Raw genomic sequence first — 22,425 nt, 5'->3', positions numbered from 1 at the left:
ACAATAAGCCGCGGATTTGGCGCGGGGTTTTCCCGTATGCCGCGCCGAGCACCGGAGCTTTTGAAGGGATCAGCCCGCAGGGGCGATGCAAGGATGCATCGCGTTGCCGAAGGGCAGGAAGCCCCTTTCGGCGACCCCGTTCAAAAGCGAGGAGCGCAGGGATTAAGCGGCGTCCGGGTGGCGTTTTCTTTGGATACTTTCTTTTGGCCAAGCAAAAGAAAGTATCTCGGCTGTCGGGCCGAGACCCGACATTAAAAACCAGCCGTCGCGCTAGCGACACCTTATTGGAAAAATCTCCCCTAGCCCCTCTTTTTCAAAGAGGGGAACACGTTGGCTATAACCAAATGGCCGTGCTAAGCCTACTCCAAACCATCCACATCTTTCCGCTCAACCCCAAAACTCTCCAACAACATCAACCCCACGCCAATACAAATCGCCGAATCAGCAATATTGAAAGCCGGCCAATGCCAGTCCTGGTAATAGACATCCAGAAAATCGATCACATAACCATAAGCTACCCGATCGATCAGATTGCCGATAGCACCGCCCAACACCAAAGCCAGGGCGACGGCCATCAAAGTCTCGTGTTTTTGTAAACGATAAAGCCAGACCGCGATGATGCTACTCATCACCACCGCCAGGCCGGCGAATAGCCAGCGCTGCCAGCCGCCGGCCTGGGCCAGGAAGCTGAAGGCCGCGCCGGTATTATGTACGTAGGTCAGATTGAAATACGGAAGCAAGGGGATCGACTCAAATAGCTGCATCGAACCGTCCACCGCCAGCTTACTGGCTTGGTCCAACACCAGTGTGACTGCGGAAATCCACAACCACTTAAGCATAACGACGGGTCTCGCCAGGGCCAGCGACGTTTTCCACACAGCGGCCGCACAGTTCCGGATGCTCCGGGTGCTCGCCGATGTCGTAGCGTTGGTGCCAGCAGCGCACGCATTTGGCATGCTCGGATACCGTGACTTTCAATTTCACGCCATCCAGTTCGGTCGCGACCGCATCGTCCGGGCAGAATTGCATGTCGGCGACGCCGGCGTTGGACGTAATAAAGACAAAATGCAGCTCGCTGGCCAGTTTGTTCAATTCCGCGCCGTAAGCGTCATCACAATACAATTCCACTTCCGCATTCAAAGACGCGCCGATGGCGCCCTTGCCGCGTAGTTGCTCCAGTTCCTTGGAGACCACGGTGCGCACTGCCATCACTTTGTCCCAAGTGTCACGGCTGATAGCTGCGTTGGCGTCCAGTGGGAATAAGCCTTCGTACCAGGTTTCCAGAAACACCGATTCGCCGCGTTGGCCGGGAATGAATTGCCATAATTCGTCGGCGGTGTAGCTGGTGATGGGCGCTAGCCAGCGGGTAAGCGCTTCGATGACATGGTACATCGCGGTTTGCGCGGAACGCCGGGCCAGGCAATCTTCCTTGGCGGTGTATTGGCGGTCTTTGATGATGTCCAGGTAAAAGCCACCCAAGTCGATGCTGCAGAAGGTCAGCACTTTTTGGTAGATGCTTTGGAACTGATACGCGCTGTAAGCGGCTTTGATCTCTTCCTGCAATTGCCAGGCTTTATCGACGGCCCACCGGTCCAGCGCCAGCAAATCGTCTTTGGCGACCAGATGTTGGGCGGGGTCGAAGCCGTCCAGGTTGGAGAGCAGAAAGCGCGCGGTATTACGCAAGCGGCGGTAGCCGTCGGAAGTGCGTTTCAAAATCTCATCGGACACCGACATTTCGCCGCGATAATCGGTGCCGGCCACCCACAAGCGCAACACATCCGCGCCCAGCGATTTCATCACCGTTTGCGGCAGCACCACGTTGCCTTTGGATTTGGACATTTTCTTGCCCTCGGCATCGACAGTAAAGCCGTGGGTCAATACTTGTTTGTAAGGCGCGACATCGTTCATCGCTACCGATGCCAATAAGGAAGATTGGAACCAGCCGCGATGTTGATCGGAACCTTCCAGATACAAATCGGCCGGGAAGCGCAGTTGCTCGCGGCGCTCCAACACGGCGGCATGGGTCACACCGGAATCAAACCAGACATCCAGAGTGTCGGTCATTTTTTGGTAATGCTCGGCATCGGCACCAATCAATTCCGCCGCGTCCAGCTCAAACCAGGCGTCTATGCCTTGTTGTTCGATGCGTTTGGCCACTTGTTCGATCAATTCGCCGGTCCGTGGATGCAATTCGCCGCTTTCTTTATGCACGAAAAAGGCAATCGGCACGCCCCAGGTACGCTGGCGAGAGATACACCAGTCCGGACGGTTATTCAGCATCGCTTCGATACGGGCTTGGCCCCAATCCGGTATCCACTCTACCCTTTTCACTTCGTTCAAGGCGGTATCGCGCAGGCTGTTTTTCTCCATGGAGACGAACCATTGCGGGGTGGCGCGGAAGATGATCGGGGTTTTGTGGCGCCAGCAATGTGGGTAGCTATGCAGCAAGGCGTGGTGATGCAGCAATTTGCCGCGCTCGCGCAATACCTCCAGCACTTTTTCATTGGCGGTAAACACGTGCAGGCCGGCGAACAGTTCGGTGCTAGGCAAAAATACGCCGTTGCTGCCGACCGGATTGTCGACGGGCAAGCCGTATTTCATGCCTACGACATAGTCTTCCTGGCCGTGACCGGGGGCGGTATGCACCGCACCGGTACCGGCATCGGTGGTGACGTGGTCCCCGAGTATGATCGGTACTTGGCGGTCGTAGAACGGATGTTGCAACAATTGGTTTTCCAGTGCTGCGCCTTTGCAGTAACCGACGATGTGATGCTCACCAATGCCGTAACGCAAAACCGCGTCTTTTAGCAGGGCTTCCGCGATGACCAAGCGTTCGGTTTGGCCGTCGATTTCGCATTGCACCACCGCGTATTCCAGATCCGGATTTAGCGCCACGGCCTGGTTGGCTGGCAGCGTCCAGGGTGTGGTGGTCCAGATCACCACCGACAGCGGACCTTTGCCTTCGCGGTCGCCGGCATGGTGGCACTTGGCCATGAAGGCATGCTCGTCCACCACCGAGAAGCGCACGTCGATAGCCGGCGAGTGTTTGTCTTCGTATTCCACTTCCGCCTCGGCGAGCGCCGAGCCGCAATCGGTACACCAATGCACCGGTTTGGCGCCTTTGCTGAGGTGGCCTTTGGCGGCGATTTTGCCCAGCGCGCGGACGATATCGGCTTCAAAGGCAAAATCCATGGTCAAGTACGGATTGTCCCAATCGCCCAATACGCCCAAGCGGATGAATTCTTCTTTTTGAATATTGACCTGTTTTTTCGCGTAAGCCCGGCATTCCTTGCGAAACTCGGCGGGCGTGACTTTAACCCCGGCCTTGCCAACCGATTTTTCCACCATCAATTCGATAGGCAAACCGTGGCAATCCCAGCCCGGCACATAAGGCGCATCGAAACCGCTGAGGGTTTTGGATTTGACGATGATGTCCTTCAAGACCTTGTTAACCGCGTGGCCGATATGAATCGCGCCGTTGGCGTAAGGAGGGCCGTCGTGCAAAACAAATTTAGGCCGACCGGCGCAAACCTCGCGAATTTTTTGATACAGCTGGTTTTCGTTCCATTTTTTCAGCATCTCCGGTTCGCGTTGCGCCAGATTGGCTTTCATCGCAAACTCGGTCTTGGGGAGGTTAAGGGTTAGTTTGTAATCCATGGTCATGATGTTGTCTGCGTTGCATTCCAGCGGCTGGGTTGCGGACTTAGGCCGCTGAAAATAACGGTTGCGCCGATTAGCCGAATGATTCTAAGGATGATATTAAACGCGCGATTTTAGCACCATCTGCCAGGCGCTATAAAGCATACTCGGCCGCTTGGCGGCGAACCGTGCTAAAAATGGACGGGACGGCGTCGGAGAGTTACCATCCGTTGCGTATCCGGTTTGCCGATTTACGAAATTTACCGGCGGGTTTATGCGTGGCACGCGGTTGGTAATAGGCCGCTTCGGCACGCGCTAAAAATTACTTAAGCACACACGAGGGGCTCAGCCATGCAACATAAACGCGCCACCACCCAGGTTCAGATTCACGACTTGATCGCCAGCCGTTGGAGCCCGCGGGCTTTTGCCGTGGATAAAATGGTCAGCCACCCGGATTTAACCGCGTGCCTGGAAGCGGCGCGCTGGGCGCCGTCTTGTTTTAACGACCAACCTTGGCGCTTTGTGGTTTGCGACAAATCCAGCAATCTCGCAGCCTGGGAAACCGCGCTATCGGTGATAGTCGAAAAAAACCAGCTGTGGGCCAAAAACGCCCCGGTATTTATCTTGACGGTAGCGATGCAGAACTTCAATCACAACGGCAAAACCAACCGCTTTGCCGCTTACGACACCGGCGCCGCCACGCTGAGCTTATGCTTGCAAGCCAACGCCTTAGGCTTGATTACCCATCAAATGGGCGGTTTCGATGCCGATAAAGCCCGGCAAGTGCTGAATTTACCGGACGACTGTACGCCGATGGCGATGTTGGCGTTAGGTTATCAAGCCGAGGCGGATAACTTAGCCGAAGAGTTTCAAGCCGGCGAGCAGGCGGAACGCAGCCGTGCGGCCCTGGAGCAAAGGTTTTATCTCGGGCAATGGGGCGAGGCATTTAAATAGGCGCCGCCGAGAATGATGAACTGCGGTTGTATTGAGTCGCGCGAATGAAAAATATTAAAACCTCCTATGCGCGCAGCCTGATCGAGGCCAGTCTCGATCCGCTGGTGACTATCAGCGCCGAAGGTAAGATCATGGACGTGAACAGCGCTACCGAAAAAGTCACCGGCGTACCGCGGCAGCAATTGATCGGCAGCGATTTTTCCACTTACTTTACCGATCCGCAAAAAGCCCGCGACGGTTATCGCCTGGCGTTTTCGCAAGGCAAAGTCACGGACTACCCGTTGGCTATCTGCCATACCTCCGGACAGATCACCGAGGTGATGTACAACGCCTCGGTTTATCGGGATGACAAAGGCGACGTCGCCGGGATTTTTGCTGCGGCGCGGGACGTTACCGCCTTAAAAAAAGCCCAAACCGAATTGGAAGCCGCGATATTGCATATGCAATTAATCCGCGAAATGACCGATTTGTTGCAGAGCTGCCAAAAAATGGACGAAGCTTATCCGATTATCAAAGCGGCATTGGTACGTTTGTTTGCCGATTCCGTCGGCGGTCTGTATATGCTGGACGCCGCTGGCAATTCACTGGTGCTGGCTGATGCTTGGGGAAGCGGCGAAAGCGAACTGGAAGCCGTGTTTACTCCCGACGAATGCTGGGGCATGCGGCGCGGCTGCATTCATATGGCTCGCGTCGGCCAGAGTATCAATCCGGTTTGCAGCCACGTAAAACCGGGAACCAGCCCTTATCTGTGCATTCCGTTGCTAGCGCATTCGCGCGCTTTGGGTTTGATTTACATCGAACACCGGTTTACCAGTGGCCACCCGGAAGATATTCAGCGCGAGCTGTCGATAGCCGAAGCCGCCGCCGATAGCGCCCGGCTGGCCTTGGCGAACTTGAGCTTGCGCGAGGAATTGCACGAGTTATCCATACGCGATCCGCTTACCGGATTGTTCAATCGGCGTTTTCTGGAAGAAGTGTTGGACCGGGAATTATTGCGGATGAGCCGCTGCGGCAAAATGCTGGCCGTGGCGATGGTAGACATCGATCATTTTAAAATTTTTAACGATAACTACGGCCATGACGCCGGTGACGAAGTTTTGAAAAAAACCGCGCAATTGATGAACAGTTTTCGGGAAGGCAGCGATATGGTTTGCCGTTTCGGCGGCGAAGAATTCGTGGTGGTCACCACGGAAATCCAGCCGGACAAAATCCTGCAACGTCTGGACGCTTTGCGCGTGGCTATCGAAAGCTTATCGCTGAAGTTTGGTAATCATCAGTTGCCGCAGGTGACGGTATCGATAGGTGTGGCGATTTATCCGGTGCATGGCGGCACCCGGCTCGATCTGTTAACTCGTGCCGACCAAGCGCTTTACGTCGCCAAAGAAGCCGGCCGCAATCGGCTTGTCGTCGCGGATGAAGAAGCGGATCTGGGTGACTACTAAAATCCCACCTTCTTGGGGGGAAAGGGTTTTTATGGATGCCTACTAAGGCGCCGGCGCTTGGTGTGGTTGATAAGCAAACGGTTTAGCCAGCGGTTCGCCGACAAAAATCCCCTGGCCGGGTTGGGCGACGCTTTTCCAGTAAGCTTCAATCACAGTGCTGCCGCGCAAGTAGAAATACATCAATACGCCCGGATTGGGAAACTTGGCCGGAAAATTACACGGTTCCACCACCGCGCCATAACTGGCGGTAGCGCCGGCACGCAGCCATTCGGTGATGTTCATCTGGTCGCTGCCCGACATCACGCCGCCCGTGGACGTGAGATGGTCGGCAACAGCGCCCGGTAAATAGCGGTTATCCGCCAGATGCGGCACTTTGGTCAGTCCGGTGAAATAAAACATCACATCCTGGCGTCCCTCAATGTAGTCTTGCTCCAGATAATGCACAGGCCAAAAGCTGGTCAGCGATTCGGCCACTTTCGGAAACAGCGCGGCTCGAGAGCTGCGGGCCTTGTCCGAAGTTTTCAACAAATATGCCGAGCCTTGCGGATGCGAATAATCCGAGGCGACACCGGTATCGATCAGTTTTTTCGCTTCCGCGAAGGTCTTGCCGGCCACGGCCATGGTGGGCCGCCAGCCGTGGGTTTTAAACGGCTTATCGGTTTCGGAGGTGAAATAAGGGCTGTTATGGGTTTGTACGCAGCCTTTAGCACAAAATGATTCACTAAAGCCGGCTGCGAAGGCTGTGGTGATGGACATGCAATCGACGCGAAACGGTTGCAGCCAGGTCAGCGCGTAGGCCTGCACATGTGCCGGCGTTTTTTGATCGACTCCCTGCTTCACTTGCTCAAATTGTTGTTTGGACAACACGGCCTGATTCGGTGCAAAACGCACATGTATCATCTGTTCCGCCGGAATTTGCCGCTGCTTTTGGTAATACTCGGCAATTTGTACGCTCAAGGGATCGGCGTCGTTGACGATGACGGCCAGATATTGACCGGTCAGCGCCGAGGATGGCCGGTACATCGGCGAGACCGGGGCGGCCAATGTGGGCGAGCAAAGCAGCTGGCTGAGGATAAGCCCGAGCAGGGCAAATTTGCATGACTTAACGGGAAACACACGTTACTCCGTGAGGTTGGCGGTCGAATTTATCGGATCGGTCACTTTAACCGGACACACATTAAATGCAACACTGATTGTAAAATTTTTCGACAGTGGGCAAGGTGCGAGTTTAACTTGTCCGATTAAACCCGGCCTTTGAATGTCGCGGGAATCAGGAATCCGGGGCATTTAAAGCTTGGGTGGATAAATGCGTTATTTTTAATTTTGCGGATAGTTATTATGGATGCCATAGCCAACATACCGACAGTTGCTCATGTGATTCAACAAGCGGTCGCTCCGGTTTTTCTGCTGTCCGGCGTTGCCGGTATTTTGGCGGTATTGACCAACCGCCTGGGACGCACCGTGGACCGGTTTCGTTTGCTCAGTGAGCTTGATGGCGCGCAAGCCGAGCAACATCATCCGGAATTGCAAATCTTGACGCGGCGGGCACGTTGGAACCAATGGTCCATCATCCTGTGCACCAGTTGCGCCTTGCTGGTTTGCCTGTCCATCGTCGTCATGTTTGTCGGCGTGGAATTGGCCATCGATCTCTCGGATGCGGTCTCTCTTTTGTTTGTGGCATCAATGCTGGCGCTGATAGTCGGTCTTTTGTGTTTTCTTAGAGAAATCATCTTGGCAACGGGCATTTTAGCCCTGCTCAAACGGCCTTAAGCTATCCAGCCATTCTGCAGATTATTGCCCAAGCATCAGCTAACCGAATGCGGCATAAGCGGCGTAGCCCAAATTAGCGACGGCTAGGCCTATCAGGGTGAAAATAGTGATTTGCATGCCAAGCACTCGTTGATCCAGATTCGCACGCAGCAAGCCCCGGGCGTGGACTATTCGACCCAGGATGATCGCAAAACCGCCGATATGCAGCAGCGCGGCATGTCCGCCGCTTAATTCCAGTAGCGCCAATAAAATCAACAATATCGGTATGTATTCCGTAGCGTTGCCTTGGGCGCGGATGGCGATTTGCAAATCGGTTTCGCCGCCATCGCCGAAAATCACTTTTTTTGCCCGGCGCAATTTGATAACTCTCTGTGACAACCCGGCTATTAGCAAGGCCGCCAAAGCGGCATATACGGCACTGATCACATTATTCTCCCGCAGTTTTGCTGTTGAAATTTCGGTGATTGAAATCCTGGAAAGTTCCTGCCATCAAGCAGACCCTTAAATTTCATACGCCACTGCACTCGACACTTGCCTGTGCCGGAGTGCGTTATCAAGGGTCGGGCAATAACTAAAGTTTGTAGCAAGAACATTATTCATCCGTCACAGCCGACGTTTGCTGTAAACGCGCCGCAAGCACCAGCGTCCAGATGGAAAGCACGCCGGTTGCCCAGTGTTCGAACAGGCCGGGGGTTTGGATAGGATTGGCCTCCCAAGTCATCAGCAGCAGCAAACTCGTCGCCAGCAAGCCGCTGCCTATCGAGTAAACGCTAAGCATTCCCAGCCACGCATGGCGGCGGAACACCACACCGCAAACAAGTGTTGCCAGAATAGCCGCGGAAAACCCGGTCATCGCAAACAGCCTATGTAATTCCTGGCTGGAAGACAAGCCATCGCAGCCGGGGTCGCTGGCGAATACACCGGCCCCAATACGCCCAATGCCGTCCAGACCAATCAGCGTGGCGAGCAGCGCCGAACGCCAACCTTCGCGCAAAGTGGCCGGGACGGCTAATGCAAAGCACACATACAATAATCCGGCGAATCCGAAGCCGATATAGCGCATCGGTATTTCCGTAATACTGCCGCGTTCGCCCAATTCGCTGATGTACTGATAGCTGTGGTTGAACTCCGGGCGCATGGCGCCGGCCAAACCAATCAGCGACAGCCAGATTACCGGTGCCGCGATGCCGCTAAAGATGCCAAATCGGCCTGGATTCATCCGCAAATCTCGTCACGTAAAAACACTAGTTTATCCCGTCCAGCTTAGCCGTGCGTAGTGCATTGACTAACTGCATCCGCAAGGTAGCCTTCAGACCACGGGGGGCTAGTGGTGCAAAACTCAGTCTGTTACGGCGCATACAAGAAGAAATCATTAGCACCCCCACCGCAAACGACAGATTTTGTTTGGATTGATCGGCTGACAGAGGACAACATGGGTAATGTTTTGATTGTAGGAGCCAGTAGCGGGATTGGGGCGGCACTTGCCGGTTTGGCTCAGCCGCACTGCAAAGTCTACTCGTTAAGCCGTTCTGCTGCGGTGCCCAACGTGTTCAAACATTTTAGTTGCGATGTAGCAAGCGACGCATTGCCGGCCATTGATGAACCCTTGCAAGGCTTGGTGTATTGCCCCGGTAGTATCAATTTAAAGCCTTTCGTCAGGATCAAGCCCGAGGAGTTTATTGCGGATTTTCAACTTAATTTGATCGGTGTCGTGCGCTGCCTGCAGCACTATCAGCGCAATCTACAAGCGGCAGAGGGTGCTTCGGTCGTGCTGTTCAGCACGGTGGCCGTGCAAACCGGGTTTCCTTTCCATGCCACGGTCTCGGCATCCAAGGGTGCGATAGAGGGTTTGACCCGCGCCTTGGCGGCGGAATGGGCGCCAAAAATCCGGGTAAACGCCATCGCGCCGTCATTGACAGACACGCCATTAGCGGAAAGTCTCTTGCGCGAAGACAGCAAAAAACAGGCTGCGGCAGCGCGGCACCCTTTGAAACGTCTAGGCAAAGCAGAGGATATTGCCCAGATGGCCTGGTTTTTACTGTCTGAAAATGCTGCCTGGATTACCGGGCAAGTCATGCATGTCGATGGGGGAATGTCTGCTATCAAGACTTGATAGCCGCTGAAAACTGCTTTGCAGCGCCAGGCTGCGTGGAGACTTGATGAATAAGCTCAATCATACCGTGGTGATTGGTGGTGGCTGCCTCGGCGCGGCATGCGCTTTTTCGGTACAACGCCGGCTGGGCAATAACAGACATAAAGTCGCCATTATCGAGAAAAAAGTTTTGGGTGCCGGTCTTAGCTCCCGGCATAGCGCCATCGTCCGCTCCGCCAATGCGTCGCCGATGGCCGCCAGGATGGCCAAAATGGCCACCCAATATTGGAAAAATCTCAAACCCCTTTGGGGCGTTAACATCCCCTACGAGCAACCGGGCGCAATCTGGATTGCAGAAAATACCCCCGACAGCCGCGCCGAGAGTTGGACGGCGCTGGAGCAAATGCTGCAACAGGAAGGCATAGGCTTTGCGATGCTTGCTCATCGCGACGTGATGGATCTGAGCCGCCAAGCCCTAAAAACCGTGCCGGACGAAATTTACTATTACGAACCCGACGTTTTGCAGTTGGACTCGCCGCAGATATTAAATGCCATGCAAACGGCGGCTAAAAAGAACCGCATCGATGTGCTGGAGCATTGCGAAGTCATAGACTTTGCACATGCCGAGCAAGGTATCAGCGCCATTAATACGAGCCAGGGCAAAATTTTTGCCGAACACGTGATCAATGCCGCCGGGGCTTGGAGCGCGGAATTATTCGGTGGTATCGGCCTAAGCATCCCGGTGGCTTTGGAACCGGTGTATGCCGCCAATTTTTTAGTGAGCGCCGATGACATTCCCGAAGGCATGCCCATCATTGCCGATTATGTCAATCAAGCCTATTTTCGGCGCTGGCGCGGCAGCATTTTGCACATGCACCAACCTCGTAGCCGCAACGCCAAGGATATTGCCCGCTCGTTTAGCAGAGCGGTGATGAATCCGGAGGGCGCCAACGTTATTTATGACGCGCTGAGTTTTAATGTTACCCATCAACAGCTCGATAGTTATATGGGTAAGGTGACTAATCGTTTCCCCAAAATCGGCAAGCCGGTTTATGCCGGCGGCTATCATTCGTTTTTCGATATTACCCCCGATTTGAAATTTATCTTAGGTCCGGACACCCAGTTGACTAATCTTTACCACTGTTTGGGCGCTGGCCAGGCTTTGAAATATGCGCCAATTTTCGGAGAGATCATTGCCGACTTAATTATTGAAGGCAATGTGACTGCAAAGTCTATTGATATTGCAGAGTTTTCCATAGACAGGTTTTCGAATAACGATATATCCCAGTTTTGGCAGTCCAATGCACTGAAGAAAAACAGCTTGTAAATTCTAGTTATTATTAATCGAGGAGTTAATCCATAGACGGGATTTATTTTGCCCATTATTTTTATTGAGTTTTTGTAAATTTGCAGTTGATTTGTAAATATTCGACAAACCTATTTTTTATGGAATAGTGAGTTAGCGTAAGCTGGTAACTAAATACTCTAAAAGTCGAGTAATTTATTAGCGAGCCAAAAATATAGTTTTTAGTGATTAAATTATATTAAACATCAATATTAAATAGTGGGGGATTTACTCATGAAAACATCAAGTAGTATTTACCGTTTTATCCGCACCTCAATTGCCATCGGCTCAATTGCATTGCTTTTTAATCCTGTGACAGTTCAAGCCTCCGACCATGAATCAGAATGCTTTAACTCGGTGCAAGGCAAAATCCCCTGGAATGACGAGAAAAATATGAATTGGGAGCCCAAAAACGTCAAGCAACTCTGTGCCGGAACGACTAAACCCGCAGAGCCCGGCGCATGCTTTCTAAGCGTACTGGACGGCCGAGTGAACTGGGGCAAGGGTATCAGTTGGGATTGGCAAAATATTATTAATCTCTGCGCCGGCACCAATAATGCCAAAAACACAGTAGAGTGCTTCCAGAATGCCACAGGAAAAGGTTTGGATTGGCGAGACGCAATATTGTTTTGTCAGCGCGCTGATAAGTAGTGCTTTAATTTACGCTATCTAAGTTGTTTAGATTTATTATGGGTCTTGAGCTTGTCGGATAATAGTGAGCCGCTAACGCCGACAAGCTCAGTTTGAACTTTAAATTAGCAGGCTGTTGAAATTTAAAAATCCTCTCCACTTTTGTCCCTAAAAACGCATTTCTGGCAAAATTGAAATTTGTAAGTCATTGATTGTTCGTTGCGACCAAATGACTTTTAACAGCAAATTGGAGAATTTTGAGGAATTTTTTCCACCGATTTTCTTTTTTCAACAACCTGTTAGAGGGATCACAAAATATATGCGGTACGGGAAGTAAGATAAAAGTCTAAGCGCCTGTATTGGTTGAGACTTCATTCAATATTTTGTATCTGCTCACGCATCTGTTCGATAAGCACTTTTAAATCGATAGAAATCTGCGTCATTTCCCGGTCAGCGGACTTGGAGCCCAGGGTGTTGGCTTCGCGGTTCATTTCCTGCATTAAAAAATCCAGGCGGCGGCCAGTGGGTTCCGGTTGTTTCAGGGTGCGCAGCACTTCGGCGACATGGGTTTCCAGGCGATCCAGTTCTTCAGCTACGTCCAGCTTTTGCGCCAGCAACACCAACTCCTGCTCCAAGCGATCAAAATTGGGTTCGGCGACCATCTCCAACACCCGGCTGGTAAGCTTGCTACGCAGATTGTGCAGCACATCCGGCATGCGTTTGTGGGCCGCATCGACCAGCAAATTAATCTTCTGACAGCGGTCTTCCAGAAGTTGCGCCAGTTGTGCACCTTCACGGGCGCGGGTTTCCAGCATTTTGTCCAGGGTTGAGTCCAGCAACCGGACGATTTTATCGCGTAATGCTTCCTTGTCGGTTTCGGTTTCTTGTTGCACCCCCGGAAACGCCAACACCTCTAATGCGGAAAACGGCTGCGGGTTGTTCATCAACGCTTCGATACCGGCAGTAGCGGACAACAGTTTTTCGACTATTTCCCGATTGATATTGAAGCTGTTGTCGCTGGCTTGTTTTTTGTAGCTCAAGGCGCATTCGATTTTGCCGCGCTTGAGTTTGTCACTGATCAGGCGGCGGGCGTCGGCTTCGACAAAGCGCAGTCGCTCCGGCAACTTGACGCTAACATCGCTGTAACGATGGTTGACCGAACGTAATTCGCAAAGGATGGTCAGATTGTCGGCGCTTATTTCGCCGTCCGCGAAAGCGGTCATGCTTCTTATCATTTTTCACCTATAATCGTTACGCTTAACCCGCGCAGCTTGCACATGGCCGAATACTACGATCCAGAAACTTATCCCAAGGAATGGAATTACCTTCAATCGGGAACCATTATAGATCAGTACATGATCGAGCGGGAATTGGCGCACGGCGGCTTCAGCTCGGTGTATCTGGCCAGACAGCTGGCCGATCAAATTCAGGTGGCGATTAAGGAATATCTACCGCGTAAGCTGGCACACCGCACCTGGAACAATCTAGTCGTACCCAATAATGAAGAGGCCAAGACGCTGTTCATGCGCGGCCGCTCGCTATTCTTTGAAGAAGCCAAAGTGCTGGCGATGCTGAAGCACCATAATATCGTCGATGTGATTAATTTCTTTCAGGCCAACGACACCGTGTATATGGTGATGACTTACGACTATGGCATCACCCTGGACAAAATCCTGCACAAACGCAGCCTACCGATTAACGAAGCCTTCCTGCTGACGGTATTCAAGCTGTTGCTGACCGGCGTGGAAGCGGTGCATCAAAAAGGTCTGGTGCATCTGGACATCAAACCCGCGAATATTCTGATTCGCAGTGAAAACGACCCTTTGCTGCTGGATTTTGGCGCCATCCGTAAAATCACGCTGGACCCGCAACGCAACCGCGCCAAGGTGCTGACCAACGGTTATTCGCCTATCGAGCAATACGATAACAATGGCAATCTCGGACCCTGGTCGGACATTTATGCGGTGTGCGCCAGCATGCGCGCCTGCCTGGATTATAAAATCCCGCAGCCCTCGCCGGATCGCATCAAACAGGACGATTTGGCGCCGGCCGTGAAGGCGCATAAACGGCACTTTCCGGAGTACTTACTAAAAGCCATCGATTGGGCCATGGCGGTTTTTCCGGAGAATCGGCCGCAAAGCGTGGCGGAGTTACAGCAGGCTCTCAGTCCCGGCAATAGTTAAAAATCCGCCCGGTAAAGCCAGTATAATGCCGGCAATTTGTATACCAACGAGATGAATATGAGACCAAGCGGACGCAATCCCGATCAATTACGCGAAATACGCTTTACCTGTAATTACACCAAACACGCCGAAGGCTCGGTGTTAGTAGAGTTCGGAGATACTCGGGTTCTGTGTACCGCCAGCGTCGACAATAGCGTCCCGCGTTTTCTAAAAGGTAAAGGCGAAGGTTGGGTTACCGCTGAATACGGCATGCTGCCGCGCTCCACCCACAGCCGAATGGACCGCGAAGCCGGCCGCGGCAAACAAGGCGGCCGCACCCTGGAAATTCAACGCCTGATCGGCCGCTCCTTACGCGCCGCCATCGACTTGAAAGCTCTCGGCGAAAACACCATCACCATTGATTGCGATGTCATTCAAGCCGACGGCGGCACCCGCACCGCATCCATCACCGGCGGCTTTGTTGCACTATCGATTGCGATTGAGCACCTGTTAAAAACCCACAAAATCAAGAAAAACCCGCTGCACGGCCAAGTGGCCTCGGTATCGGTAGGCATTTACAACGGCGTGCCGGTGTTGGATCTGGATTACGCCGAAGACCATCAAGCCGAAACCGATATGAACGTGGTGATGAACGAAGCCGGCCACTTCATCGAAGTACAAGGTACCGCCGAAGGTCATGCTTTTAGAAAAGACGAATTAAACGCGATGCTGGAGTTGGCAGAGTTGGGTATCAATCAGCTGCTGGAAAAACAGCAAGCCGCATTGCGCGAAGCCAAAAAGCCCGCGCCGCTGCGAGTCGTGCTGTAAAAAAATGAGTTCGATCGTTTTAGCCAGCGGTAATGCCGGCAAGATTCGGGAAATTCAGGCCATCCTGCAAAACGACCAAATCCTGCCGCAATCGCAATTCAACGTGGTCGAGCCGGAAGAAACCGGCGCGACCTTCATCGAAAATGCCATCATCAAGGCCCGCAACGCTGCATTGCACTGCAACTTGCCGGCCATAGCTGACGATTCTGGTCTGGCCGTCGATGCGCTGGGCGGCGCGCCGGGGGTGATTTCGGCGCGCTATGCCGGGGTCGGCGCTTCTGACCAAGCTAATCTGGACAAGTTACTGGAAGAAATGCGCGACGTGCCGGACCCAGAACGGAGCGCGCGCTTTATTTGTGTGATGGTTTATCTGCGCCATGCGTTGGACCCGACGCCCATTATCGCCCAAGGTGTTTGGGAAGGCCGGATTCTGCGGCAGGCGGTGGGTGAAAACGGCTTTGGCTACGATCCGGTGTTCTGGGTCGAACAATACCAATGCTCGTCGGCACAACTGGCCCCGGAATTAAAAAACGCCCTCAGCCATCGCGGCCAAGCTTTGCAGGCGCTTAGTCAACAACTTGCCGGACTGTGAGTCGGCTTCAGCAGATAGCCGAACAATTCACCGGCCTCGGCAGCAACCCGCAGATCAGCCCACTCGGTAACGGCCTGATCAATGACACCTATCTCGTCACCCCAAACAACGGCAGTCGCTTTGTGTTGCAAGGCCTGAACGGCCGAGTATTTCCGCAGCCGGAGCAGGTCATCGCCAATCTGCAACGGCTGAATCGGCATATCGGCTCTCAGCGTGCCGCCGATGTGCATCTGCAAATCCCGGCCATGCTTTCCACCGTGGCTGGAGCAGCGAGTTATCGGGACGACAGTGGCCAAGTCTGGCGAGCGTTGGAATTGATCGAGCCCGCCGAGAGCCGCGAGTACATCAGCAATCCGGCGGAAGCCAGCCAAGTCGGTTTTGCCTTGGCGCACTTCCACAAGCTATGCGCCAACCTGCCCGCCGCTGAACTGCACGACACCCTGCCGGGCTTTCATATCACGCCAAGCTATTTTGAAATTTATCGCCAACGGCTGACGCAGCCGTTGCAAGTCACCGTCGATGCGGAATTTAGCGAGTGCCGGGATTTTATCGACCGGATGCAGCAACAAATCCACGTCCTGGAACAGGCCAAGCAGCGCGGCGAACTGCGCGAACGGGTGATCCACGGCGACCCGAAACTGAACAATTTTCTATTCGAACCCGGCAGCGACCGCATCGTCAGCCTGGTCGATCTGGACACCGTCAAACCCGGCCTGGTGCATTACGACATCGGCGACTGCCTGCGCTCCTGCTGCCACAACCTCAGCAACAATGAATTCGACTTGGCCCGCTGCCGGACCATTTTGGAAAGCTACCTGCAAGAAGCCGGCGAGTTTTTCACCGCTAAGGATTACGACTATCTTTACCCGGCCATCTGGCTGATTCCGTTCGAACTGGGCCTGCGCTTTTTCAGCGATTACCTGGACGGCAACCAATATTTCAAAGTTAGCGCGCCCCGGCAAAACTTGGAACGGGCGCAGGCGCTATTTGAATTGTGCGGGAGTATCGAGCGGCAGAAGGACTTGTTGGAGCGATTGATTGCCGGGTGTAAACACGGATAGTCTGGCTTTTTTGAATTTCGGAAATACCGAACGCCGATTGTCCCATCAGAACATTTGTAGTTGTAGGGTACGCACCGCGTATCCTGGCTGATTTCCAATTTAGCCAAAATCTAGAACAAGCCGATAGGCATTTATGGGGATTTAAAGTTTGCCGAAAACCCTCTTGCTTATCATGGCCTACATGGCTCAGGGACCATCCGGCGCATCCACTTGTTGGATGGTCTCCAAGCCCTTCTTCTTAAGCGCGAGTATAAGGGCCTCTCGATTACCAGTCGCTCGGGCGTCGTAGTAGATGCGCCCTGGAAATCGCGAGGGTGTGATAATGACGAAATCCACATCGAGCTCTCCTGGCCTTACTATTCTGCTCTCGTCGTGTAATTTGACGTAGGCCGCTGTCTCCCAGAAGCGGCGCTCCGAATTGTAGAATGGAACAAGCACAATCAACCACACGATAGTGAGGCGAAAAAACACTGGTATTTTGCCCAGTAGCCGGCAGACTGCCCACCGAGAATCGTTCCGGCGCTTGGGGATAATAATGCCCACCGCGATAACCCAAGACCAAAGGGCACGAGTTTGTATCTGCTTCGCCTGTAGGTCCCAACCAAGAAGTTGCATGCAGATCGATGCGGAAACAACTCGGTCCAGTAACAAGATCGCCAGTAGCAACGCGAGTGCCGCGACAACAAGCCAGTGGTAGTAGCGGTGCGATCTCATTCCTCTGCAATCCTCGTCTTTCTGTTCGACCAACAATGAGCTAGATAAACTGCCCATCGACCTTGAAACGACCTGTGACATATTAACTTATCGACTAGCATCGAATTTTTTCATCTGCATGTCTCTGGTAAGAGCTAGGTATGACCAGTGAAGTTAAAGTGATTGAATCAAATTGAGCCTGCTCCGATAGCGGAGGATATGCTGGCCTCAAAATGTGCGATTACGCAAGCGAATCGCACCGACAAGGTTATTGGCCCTTTTCTGTCATTTCATATTCAAACTTTCGATGAAACGCGATGCGTGGCTACCGTCACCTCGGCACAAACCGCAACACATCCCCAACCGCCGCCGCCCGCATCGGCAAAGCCACCCCATCCCGCCAAAAATTCTGCTGGTCGCGGTAGTGCGCCGATAACGGGTGGCCGGACTGGCCGCCCGGCATGTGGAACAGGGCGTTTTCCGGGTGCGACGGCGACAAGACCAGCCGTTCGCTGGCGCCATGGGCGTTATCCATGACCTTGACGCAAACGCTGGCGCAGCCGTCGCTGTCGAAGGCCGGCATGTCCAGCACGCCGCTCAAAACAGACGCTACTTTGCTGAACGGGTGGCGTAAATTAACCGGGTGGGTCATGCCCCAGGTCAATTGATCGGGCTCGACAGCAGGATATTTCTCGCGCAATGCTTGCACGGTTTGCCGCAAGGTCGCCACGATCATGGCCTGCCAATCGTCTTGATAACGCGGGTTCAGCACGCCTTTGGGCCGTTGCGTCAATAATTGCCGCAGCGGCATTTCCATTTCCCGCCAGGCATAACGGAATTGCGGGTCCAGGGTTTGACCTGCCGCGACTACTTTCTCAAATACTGCGCCGGCCAGTTGGGTGCGGAATTCACTCAAGATTGGCGCGCCTATGCTGCCGGTTTGCATGTAGCCGTCCCAGGCGGCGATGGCGTTGCGGGCTTTTTGCAAGCTGTCGTCCGCCGCGCTCGGATTGCTCAGAGCGTCCAGCGCCAATTGCTGGTAAAACGCCAGAATTTCGCTGCGGGTATCCAATTGGATTGCCAGCAAATCCGGCTCGGTCAAGCCGCTGCGATTTTTCAGCAACTCTTCAATGCGGTGCGCCCGATAGCTCAAGGACCAGTTATGGCCGATCACATAGGGGTAATCCCGCCCCAGAGTACGATTGTTGGCTGTGACGATAAAACCGTCCGCCGGATCGAACAGGCGCGGCAATTCATCGGGAGGGATAGAGCCGTCCCAAGCAAAGTTGCCGTCGGCCCACGACTGGCTGATCAGGCCGTCGAATCCGCGGCGTTTGGGAAAGCGGCCCATGTAAGTCCAGGCGATATGGCCGTCACGATCAGCAATCACTACGTTCTGCGGCGGACCGCCGAAGCGATTCATCACCGCCACGGCTTGCTGGGTATTGCCGGCTTGGTCCATATCCATCAGGCCCAGGTCCACAAAGTGCGGCTCAAGCGCAGTCCATTTGATCGCCACGGGTTGACCCAGTAAATCTTGATCCGATACCGGCCCCCATTCGCTGTCGCGCAAGGTCAGCGTCACGTCGGGCTCGCCTTTGACGCGAATGGTTTCCTGGTGTTCGGTAAACGCTTGCCAGCCCTGCGGTGTGCGATATTGGCCGGGATGGGCGGGATCAGTTTCCAGGCGGATCAAATCCAGAAAGTCGCCGGTGACATTGGTAAAGCCCCAGGCCACATCATCGTTGCCACCAAGGATTACGGCAGGAGCACCAGGTAAGGTCACGCCGTAAATATGGCGATTGCCATAACTCAGATCGGCGCGGTACCAGATGTTGGGCACATTTAGCGCCAAGTGCATATCGCTGGCGATCATCGCCCGGCCATCGCGGGTTTTGCTGCCGGCAACCACCCAGTTGTTGGACCCGGACACCACATTTTCGGCATCCACTGCTTGGTTAAGCGCCAGCGTTGAATCGGTGCCGGGTAGGCTGGCCAGTGCCTCAAGCGGAATTGACGGATTAAAGCGGCGCGGTAGGTTGCCGCCGACCAATTCCTTGGCGTAGGGATCGGTATCCGGCGTCAAGAAAGTCACCAACTCCTGAGGCAGCGCGCGAGCCATGACGCTGACCATGCGCTCGTCCTGTTCCTGGCCGTTCAGGGTTTGAAACATCGCCAACTCGACGAGGATGCTGTCTTCAGGGCGCCAAGGCTCGGGACGGTGGCGCAGCGCCAGAAATTCCGGCGGTAGAACACGGGCAGTGCCGATGAATTGATTCACGCCGTCGACATAAGCTTGCAGCGTCAAACGCTGAGCCGGGGGCAAATCGGCAACGATGCGTTGCGCGGCGCGATCCATTTGATAAATCCGCTGTTTACGGTCCGCGTCCAGCGCCTTGGCACCAAACAATTCGGCCAGGCGTCCGGCGCTTTTGCGGCGCATCAATTCCATCTGAAACAATCGGTCGCGGGCGTGCAAGTAGCCTAGCACGCGATAAGCGTCTTCCCGCTGGGTTGCTTCGATTTCCGGCACGCCGAACGCATCGCTTTTGACGCGGGCTTGACTGGACAGGCCGGGCAAAACTACTTCGCCATTTTCGGCGGGTAGCGATGCCAGCAACAGCCCTGTTACCAAAGCAATTCCACCGACAATAACACCGGCAATCGACAGGGAGGCAACGCGCATTTTGGACATGGTTGATATAGCCTCGGGGAGATTGGAAAAATTGGCGCGGAGAAAGTCGCCAACTGCCCCGGCTATTATAGGGCTAAGATTTCAAAAGGTGATTGAGCGGATTTTTAGCAAAGCGGAGTTTAGTAATTAGACTCCGCTAGCAAAAATATTCGAAATTCATGCGTCAAAAAATCGGTTTCGGCACGGCGTTTTCCGAAACCGATTAACAACTTTCGATTGGTAGTGGCTTAAAGAAATTGACTTTGCATCAGTGAGCCGACGAAGACACGTCGCAAGAGACGCTAAAGCCCTGGATTTCCACATTAATACCGCGGTCCGGCGCGGCCAGCAGAAAATCCGCGATGGTTTCAATGATGTCTTGATCGATGAACAACGCTTTGGAGCCGTCAATCAGCAATTCGCAGTCATCGGTTACGGCAGATAGATGCTTACGTAGCAAGGCTTTATTCAAGAAGGAGACATCTTTATGTAAGCGCAACAAATAATGATCGCCGTGCTGAGTCAAGGTAATCGCCGCGTGGAAGTTGGCTTTCAAGACGAAGTAGAATCCAGCCGCCATACCAATCGCGATACCCAACAACAGGTCAGTGAATAAAATCGCCACCACGGTAATCGCAAAAGGCGCGAACTGATTCCAGCCCTTGCGATAAAACTCCACGAACAGTGCCGGCTTGGCCAGTTTGTAGCCGGTTTGCAGCAGAATTGCCGCCAAACAGGCTAACGGAATCATATTCAAATATTTCGCAAAAAACAGCACACTGACCAATAACAAAACGCCGTGTAAGAATGACGCGATTCTGGTCTGGCCCCCGGCATTGATATTGGCCGAACTACGTACGATCACGGCGGTAATCGGCAGGCCGCCCATCAAGCCGCTGACCATGTTGCCCAGGCCCTGCGCTTTCAGCTCCCGATTGGTCGGCGCAACCCGTTTGTGCGGGTCCAATTTATCGACCGCCTCTATGCTCAGCAAGGTTTCCAGGCTGGCGATAATCGCAATGGTCACCGCCACGCTGTAAATTTTCGGGTTACTGAAATAACTGAAATCCGGGAGACGCAATTGGTTGATAAAGTTGGCGGCACTGCCCAACTCGGGAAGCGACACCAAGTGCTTTTCGCCAATCATCATTTCCGGGGCAAAACGCACTGCCAAAGCGTTGAAACCGACACCCCAAATAACCGCCAGCAACGGACCGGGAATTAACTTTAAAAGCTTGAACTGCTTGATAAACCCGGAATCCCAGACCACCAAAATCAATAGTGCCACGGCACTGACGATGGTAACGCCGGGGGTAATCGCTTCCAAGGCTTCGGACAATTCGAAGAAGCTGGATCCAGCGCTCTCCTGCATATAACTTTCATCGCCTTCGAAGCTGGTATCGTAACCGGTGGCATGCGGCGTTTGCTTGATAATCAAAATCAAGCCAATCGCCGCCAGCATGCCTTTAATCACCGAAGCCGGAAAAAATGCGCCAATTACCCCGGCTTTTAAATAGCCCAGAATTATTTGCAAGCCGCCGGCCAGCACCACGCTGAGTAAAAAACCGCCAAAGCCGCCCAAGGTTTCGATGGCTTCGAAGACGATAACCGTCAATCCGGCTGCCGGTCCGGAAACGCTTAATTGCGAGCCGCTGGCCCAGGAAACCAGAATGCCGCCCACCAAGCCGGCGATAATGCCGGAGAACAACGGCGCACCGGAGGCTAATGCAACCCCCAGGCATAACGGTAAAGCCACCAGAAAGACCACGATACCGGCCGGTAAGTCCTGGTGCAGATGTTTCATATAAGAATTCAATTGCGATGTCATTGGTTTACCCAGTCGTTGCGAAAATCCGGATGCTAGTCGGCATAGCGGTAAATCGGATTGATTTGCGTGTTATGGTCGAGTTTGATCAATTCATTGATCAAGCCGTCGTTCAGGCCGTATACCCAACCATGTAAAGTGGGCTTGTGCCCGTGTTTCCAGGCCGACTGAATAATCGAGGTATGCGCCAGACGATAAACTTGCTCGATGATATTCAGCTCGATCAGGCGATCCGTTTTTTTCTCAGGCGGAATAGACTCAAGCTCTTCCTGATGCAAACGGTATATATCTTTAATGTGCAGCAACCATTTATTGGTGATAACCAGATCGGATTTTTGCGGCTGCAAGGCCGCTTTTACGCCGCCGCAGCCGTAATGGCCGCAAACGATAACGTGCTTAACTTTTAAGACGGAAATGGCGTATTGCAAGACGCTCAGGCAATTGAAATCGGTGACGATGACCTGATTGGCAATATTGCGATGCACAAAAATCTCGCCGGGCTTGGCGTTGACGACGGTCTCCGCAGGCACCCGGCTATCCGAGCAGCCTATCCACAAAAAGTCGGGCTTTTGCTCTTTGGCCAACTGGACAAAAAAATCAGGATCTTTCCTACTGACTTCTTCCGACCAGGCTTTGTTTTCCAGCAGTAATTTCGTGGGTGTAATCATAATGGGTGTCCTTATTTTCTATCACTATGCGTTCTGGAGCGGATCCGGAA

General features: G+C 53.4%; 20 protein-coding genes. 10 read left to right on the top strand and 10 right to left on the bottom strand.

Translation table 11 applies throughout. The annotated features are described in order from the left end of the window. Positions 1-359: 359 nt before the first annotated feature. The gene (lspA, locus tag JL719_RS00470) at positions 360-839 is read right to left on the bottom strand and encodes a signal peptidase II (RefSeq protein ID WP_033157548.1); all 480 of its coding nucleotides are present in this window, start codon (positions 837-839) and stop codon (positions 360-362) included. Continuing rightward, positions 832-3,663 (bottom strand): isoleucine--tRNA ligase, encoded by a 2,832-nt coding sequence (ileS, locus tag JL719_RS00465; RefSeq protein ID WP_033157549.1) that lies wholly within the window; start codon positions 3,661-3,663, stop codon positions 832-834. The genes lspA and ileS overlap by 8 nt, the downstream gene beginning before the upstream one ends. A 327-nt stretch (positions 3,664-3,990) precedes the next feature. Here ileS and JL719_RS00460 point away from each other — a divergent pair, with 327 nt between their 5' ends. Continuing rightward, on the top strand, positions 3,991-4,593 hold the full coding sequence (locus JL719_RS00460) for a nitroreductase family protein (RefSeq protein ID WP_033157550.1): 603 nt from the start codon (positions 3,991-3,993) through the stop codon (positions 4,591-4,593). Positions 4,594-4,637: 44 nt separating this feature from the next. Then, complete coding sequence (locus JL719_RS00455; protein WP_051670123.1) at positions 4,638-6,035, top strand: sensor domain-containing diguanylate cyclase; 1,398 nt, start codon at positions 4,638-4,640, stop codon at positions 6,033-6,035. 42 nt (positions 6,036-6,077) lie between these two features. Here JL719_RS00455 and JL719_RS00450 read toward each other — a convergent pair whose 3' ends face one another. After that, positions 6,078-7,151, bottom strand: coding sequence for a TIGR03790 family protein (locus tag JL719_RS00450; RefSeq protein ID WP_033157551.1), 1,074 nt, complete (start codon positions 7,149-7,151; stop codon positions 6,078-6,080). A gap of 222 nt (positions 7,152-7,373) precedes the next feature. Here JL719_RS00450 and JL719_RS00445 point away from each other — a divergent pair, with 222 nt between their 5' ends. Beyond that, positions 7,374-7,805, top strand: a complete 432-nt coding sequence (locus JL719_RS00445) for a DUF2721 domain-containing protein (RefSeq protein WP_051670125.1) — start codon at positions 7,374-7,376, stop codon at positions 7,803-7,805. 39 nt (positions 7,806-7,844) lie between these two features. Here the strand turns inward: JL719_RS00445 and JL719_RS00440 are convergent, their stop codons facing one another. Both JL719_RS00440 and JL719_RS00435 read right to left on the bottom strand, forming a co-directional pair. Further along, positions 7,845-8,231, bottom strand: a complete 387-nt coding sequence (locus JL719_RS00440) for an MAPEG family protein (RefSeq protein ID WP_033157552.1) — start codon at positions 8,229-8,231, stop codon at positions 7,845-7,847. 166 nt (positions 8,232-8,397) lie between these two features. Further along, positions 8,398-9,024, bottom strand: coding sequence for a DUF998 domain-containing protein (locus JL719_RS00435; RefSeq protein WP_033157553.1), 627 nt, complete (start codon positions 9,022-9,024; stop codon positions 8,398-8,400). Between the two features lie 213 nt (positions 9,025-9,237). Here JL719_RS00435 and JL719_RS00430 point away from each other — a divergent pair, with 213 nt between their 5' ends. From JL719_RS00430 to JL719_RS00420, 3 genes are all read left to right on the top strand, one after another. Then, the gene (locus tag JL719_RS00430; protein WP_033157554.1) at positions 9,238-9,918 is read left to right on the top strand and encodes an SDR family NAD(P)-dependent oxidoreductase; all 681 of its coding nucleotides are present in this window, start codon (positions 9,238-9,240) and stop codon (positions 9,916-9,918) included. Positions 9,919-9,964: 46 nt separating this feature from the next. Then, the gene (locus JL719_RS00425; RefSeq protein WP_033157555.1) at positions 9,965-11,224 is read left to right on the top strand and encodes an NAD(P)/FAD-dependent oxidoreductase; all 1,260 of its coding nucleotides are present in this window, start codon (positions 9,965-9,967) and stop codon (positions 11,222-11,224) included. Positions 11,225-11,476: 252 nt separating this feature from the next. Further along, positions 11,477-11,893, top strand: a complete 417-nt coding sequence (locus tag JL719_RS00420) for a hypothetical protein (protein ID WP_033157556.1) — start codon at positions 11,477-11,479, stop codon at positions 11,891-11,893. 350 nt (positions 11,894-12,243) lie between these two features. Here the strand turns inward: JL719_RS00420 and JL719_RS00415 are convergent, their stop codons facing one another. Further along, entirely contained in the window at positions 12,244-13,095 is an 852-nt protein-coding gene (locus JL719_RS00415) for a YicC/YloC family endoribonuclease (RefSeq protein ID WP_230410256.1), read from the bottom strand. A gap of 54 nt (positions 13,096-13,149) precedes the next feature. On the opposite strand from JL719_RS00415, the gene JL719_RS00410 reads away from it, so the two are divergent. The 4 genes from JL719_RS00410 to JL719_RS00395 are packed head-to-tail and all read left to right on the top strand — an operon-like array spanning position 13,150 to position 16,515. Continuing rightward, positions 13,150-14,055 carry a serine/threonine protein kinase gene (locus tag JL719_RS00410; RefSeq protein WP_033157558.1) on the top strand — a complete coding sequence of 302 codons (906 nt, stop codon included), beginning with the start codon at positions 13,150-13,152 and terminating at the stop codon, positions 14,053-14,055. Positions 14,056-14,112: 57 nt separating this feature from the next. After that, a complete protein-coding gene (rph, locus tag JL719_RS00405) occupies positions 14,113-14,862 on the top strand; it encodes a ribonuclease PH (protein WP_033157559.1) in 750 nt (249 codons plus the stop codon). A 4-nt stretch (positions 14,863-14,866) separates the two neighbouring features. After that, positions 14,867-15,454 carry an RdgB/HAM1 family non-canonical purine NTP pyrophosphatase gene (gene rdgB, locus JL719_RS00400; RefSeq protein ID WP_033157560.1) on the top strand — a complete coding sequence of 196 codons (588 nt, stop codon included), beginning with the start codon at positions 14,867-14,869 and terminating at the stop codon, positions 15,452-15,454. Then, positions 15,451-16,515, top strand: coding sequence for a phosphotransferase enzyme family protein (locus JL719_RS00395; protein ID WP_033157561.1), 1,065 nt, complete (start codon positions 15,451-15,453; stop codon positions 16,513-16,515). The genes rdgB and JL719_RS00395 overlap by 4 nt, the downstream gene beginning before the upstream one ends. 186 nt (positions 16,516-16,701) lie before the next feature. On the opposite strand, the gene JL719_RS00390 is transcribed toward JL719_RS00395, so the two are convergent. From JL719_RS00390 to can, 4 genes are all read right to left on the bottom strand, one after another. Beyond that, positions 16,702-17,229, bottom strand: a complete 528-nt coding sequence (locus JL719_RS00390) for a hypothetical protein (RefSeq protein WP_129871316.1) — start codon at positions 17,227-17,229, stop codon at positions 16,702-16,704. A gap of 310 nt (positions 17,230-17,539) precedes the next feature. Next, positions 17,540-19,903, bottom strand: coding sequence for a penicillin acylase family protein (locus JL719_RS00385; RefSeq protein WP_225892957.1), 2,364 nt, complete (start codon positions 19,901-19,903; stop codon positions 17,540-17,542). Between the two features lie 247 nt (positions 19,904-20,150). After that, positions 20,151-21,710, bottom strand: coding sequence for a SulP family inorganic anion transporter (locus JL719_RS00380; RefSeq protein WP_033157563.1), 1,560 nt, complete (start codon positions 21,708-21,710; stop codon positions 20,151-20,153). 32 nt (positions 21,711-21,742) lie between these two features. Then, a complete protein-coding gene (gene can / locus JL719_RS00375; RefSeq protein ID WP_033157564.1) occupies positions 21,743-22,375 on the bottom strand; it encodes a carbonate dehydratase in 633 nt (210 codons plus the stop codon). Positions 22,376-22,425: the final 50 nt, after the last annotated feature.

It is taken from the genome of Methylomonas sp. LW13 (genome assembly GCF_016865255.1).
Classification (GTDB): domain Bacteria; phylum Pseudomonadota; class Gammaproteobacteria; order Methylococcales; family Methylomonadaceae; genus Methylomonas.
The sequence above is the reverse complement of the archived record's forward strand: the minus strand, read 5'-3'. Positions and strand labels throughout refer to the sequence as shown.

Coding starts and splice junctions, on each gene's coding strand:
- JL719_RS00425 (WP_033157555.1), top strand. CDS start 9,965: ATGAATAAGCTCAATCATACCGTGGTGATTGGTGGTGGCTGCCTCGGC.
- JL719_RS00415 (WP_230410256.1), bottom strand. CDS start 13,095: ATGACCGCTTTCGCGGACGGCGAAATAAGCGCCGACAATCTGACCATC.
- JL719_RS00390 (WP_129871316.1), bottom strand. CDS start 17,229: ATGAGATCGCACCGCTACTACCACTGGCTTGTTGTCGCGGCACTCGCG.
- JL719_RS00430 (WP_033157554.1), top strand. CDS start 9,238: ATGGGTAATGTTTTGATTGTAGGAGCCAGTAGCGGGATTGGGGCGGCA.
- lspA (WP_033157548.1), bottom strand. CDS start 839: ATGCTTAAGTGGTTGTGGATTTCCGCAGTCACACTGGTGTTGGACCAA.
- rdgB (WP_033157560.1), top strand. CDS start 14,867: ATGAGTTCGATCGTTTTAGCCAGCGGTAATGCCGGCAAGATTCGGGAA.
- JL719_RS00435 (WP_033157553.1), bottom strand. CDS start 9,024: ATGAATCCAGGCCGATTTGGCATCTTTAGCGGCATCGCGGCACCGGTA.
- JL719_RS00410 (WP_033157558.1), top strand. CDS start 13,150: ATGGCCGAATACTACGATCCAGAAACTTATCCCAAGGAATGGAATTAC.
- can (WP_033157564.1), bottom strand. CDS start 22,375: ATGATTACACCCACGAAATTACTGCTGGAAAACAAAGCCTGGTCGGAA.
- JL719_RS00460 (WP_033157550.1), top strand. CDS start 3,991: ATGCAACATAAACGCGCCACCACCCAGGTTCAGATTCACGACTTGATC.
- JL719_RS00455 (WP_051670123.1), top strand. CDS start 4,638: ATGAAAAATATTAAAACCTCCTATGCGCGCAGCCTGATCGAGGCCAGT.
- JL719_RS00380 (WP_033157563.1), bottom strand. CDS start 21,710: ATGACATCGCAATTGAATTCTTATATGAAACATCTGCACCAGGACTTA.
- ileS (WP_033157549.1), bottom strand. CDS start 3,663: ATGACCATGGATTACAAACTAACCCTTAACCTCCCCAAGACCGAGTTT.
- rph (WP_033157559.1), top strand. CDS start 14,113: ATGAGACCAAGCGGACGCAATCCCGATCAATTACGCGAAATACGCTTT.
- JL719_RS00445 (WP_051670125.1), top strand. CDS start 7,374: ATGGATGCCATAGCCAACATACCGACAGTTGCTCATGTGATTCAACAA.
- JL719_RS00420 (WP_033157556.1), top strand. CDS start 11,477: ATGAAAACATCAAGTAGTATTTACCGTTTTATCCGCACCTCAATTGCC.
- JL719_RS00385 (WP_225892957.1), bottom strand. CDS start 19,903: ATGTCCAAAATGCGCGTTGCCTCCCTGTCGATTGCCGGTGTTATTGTC.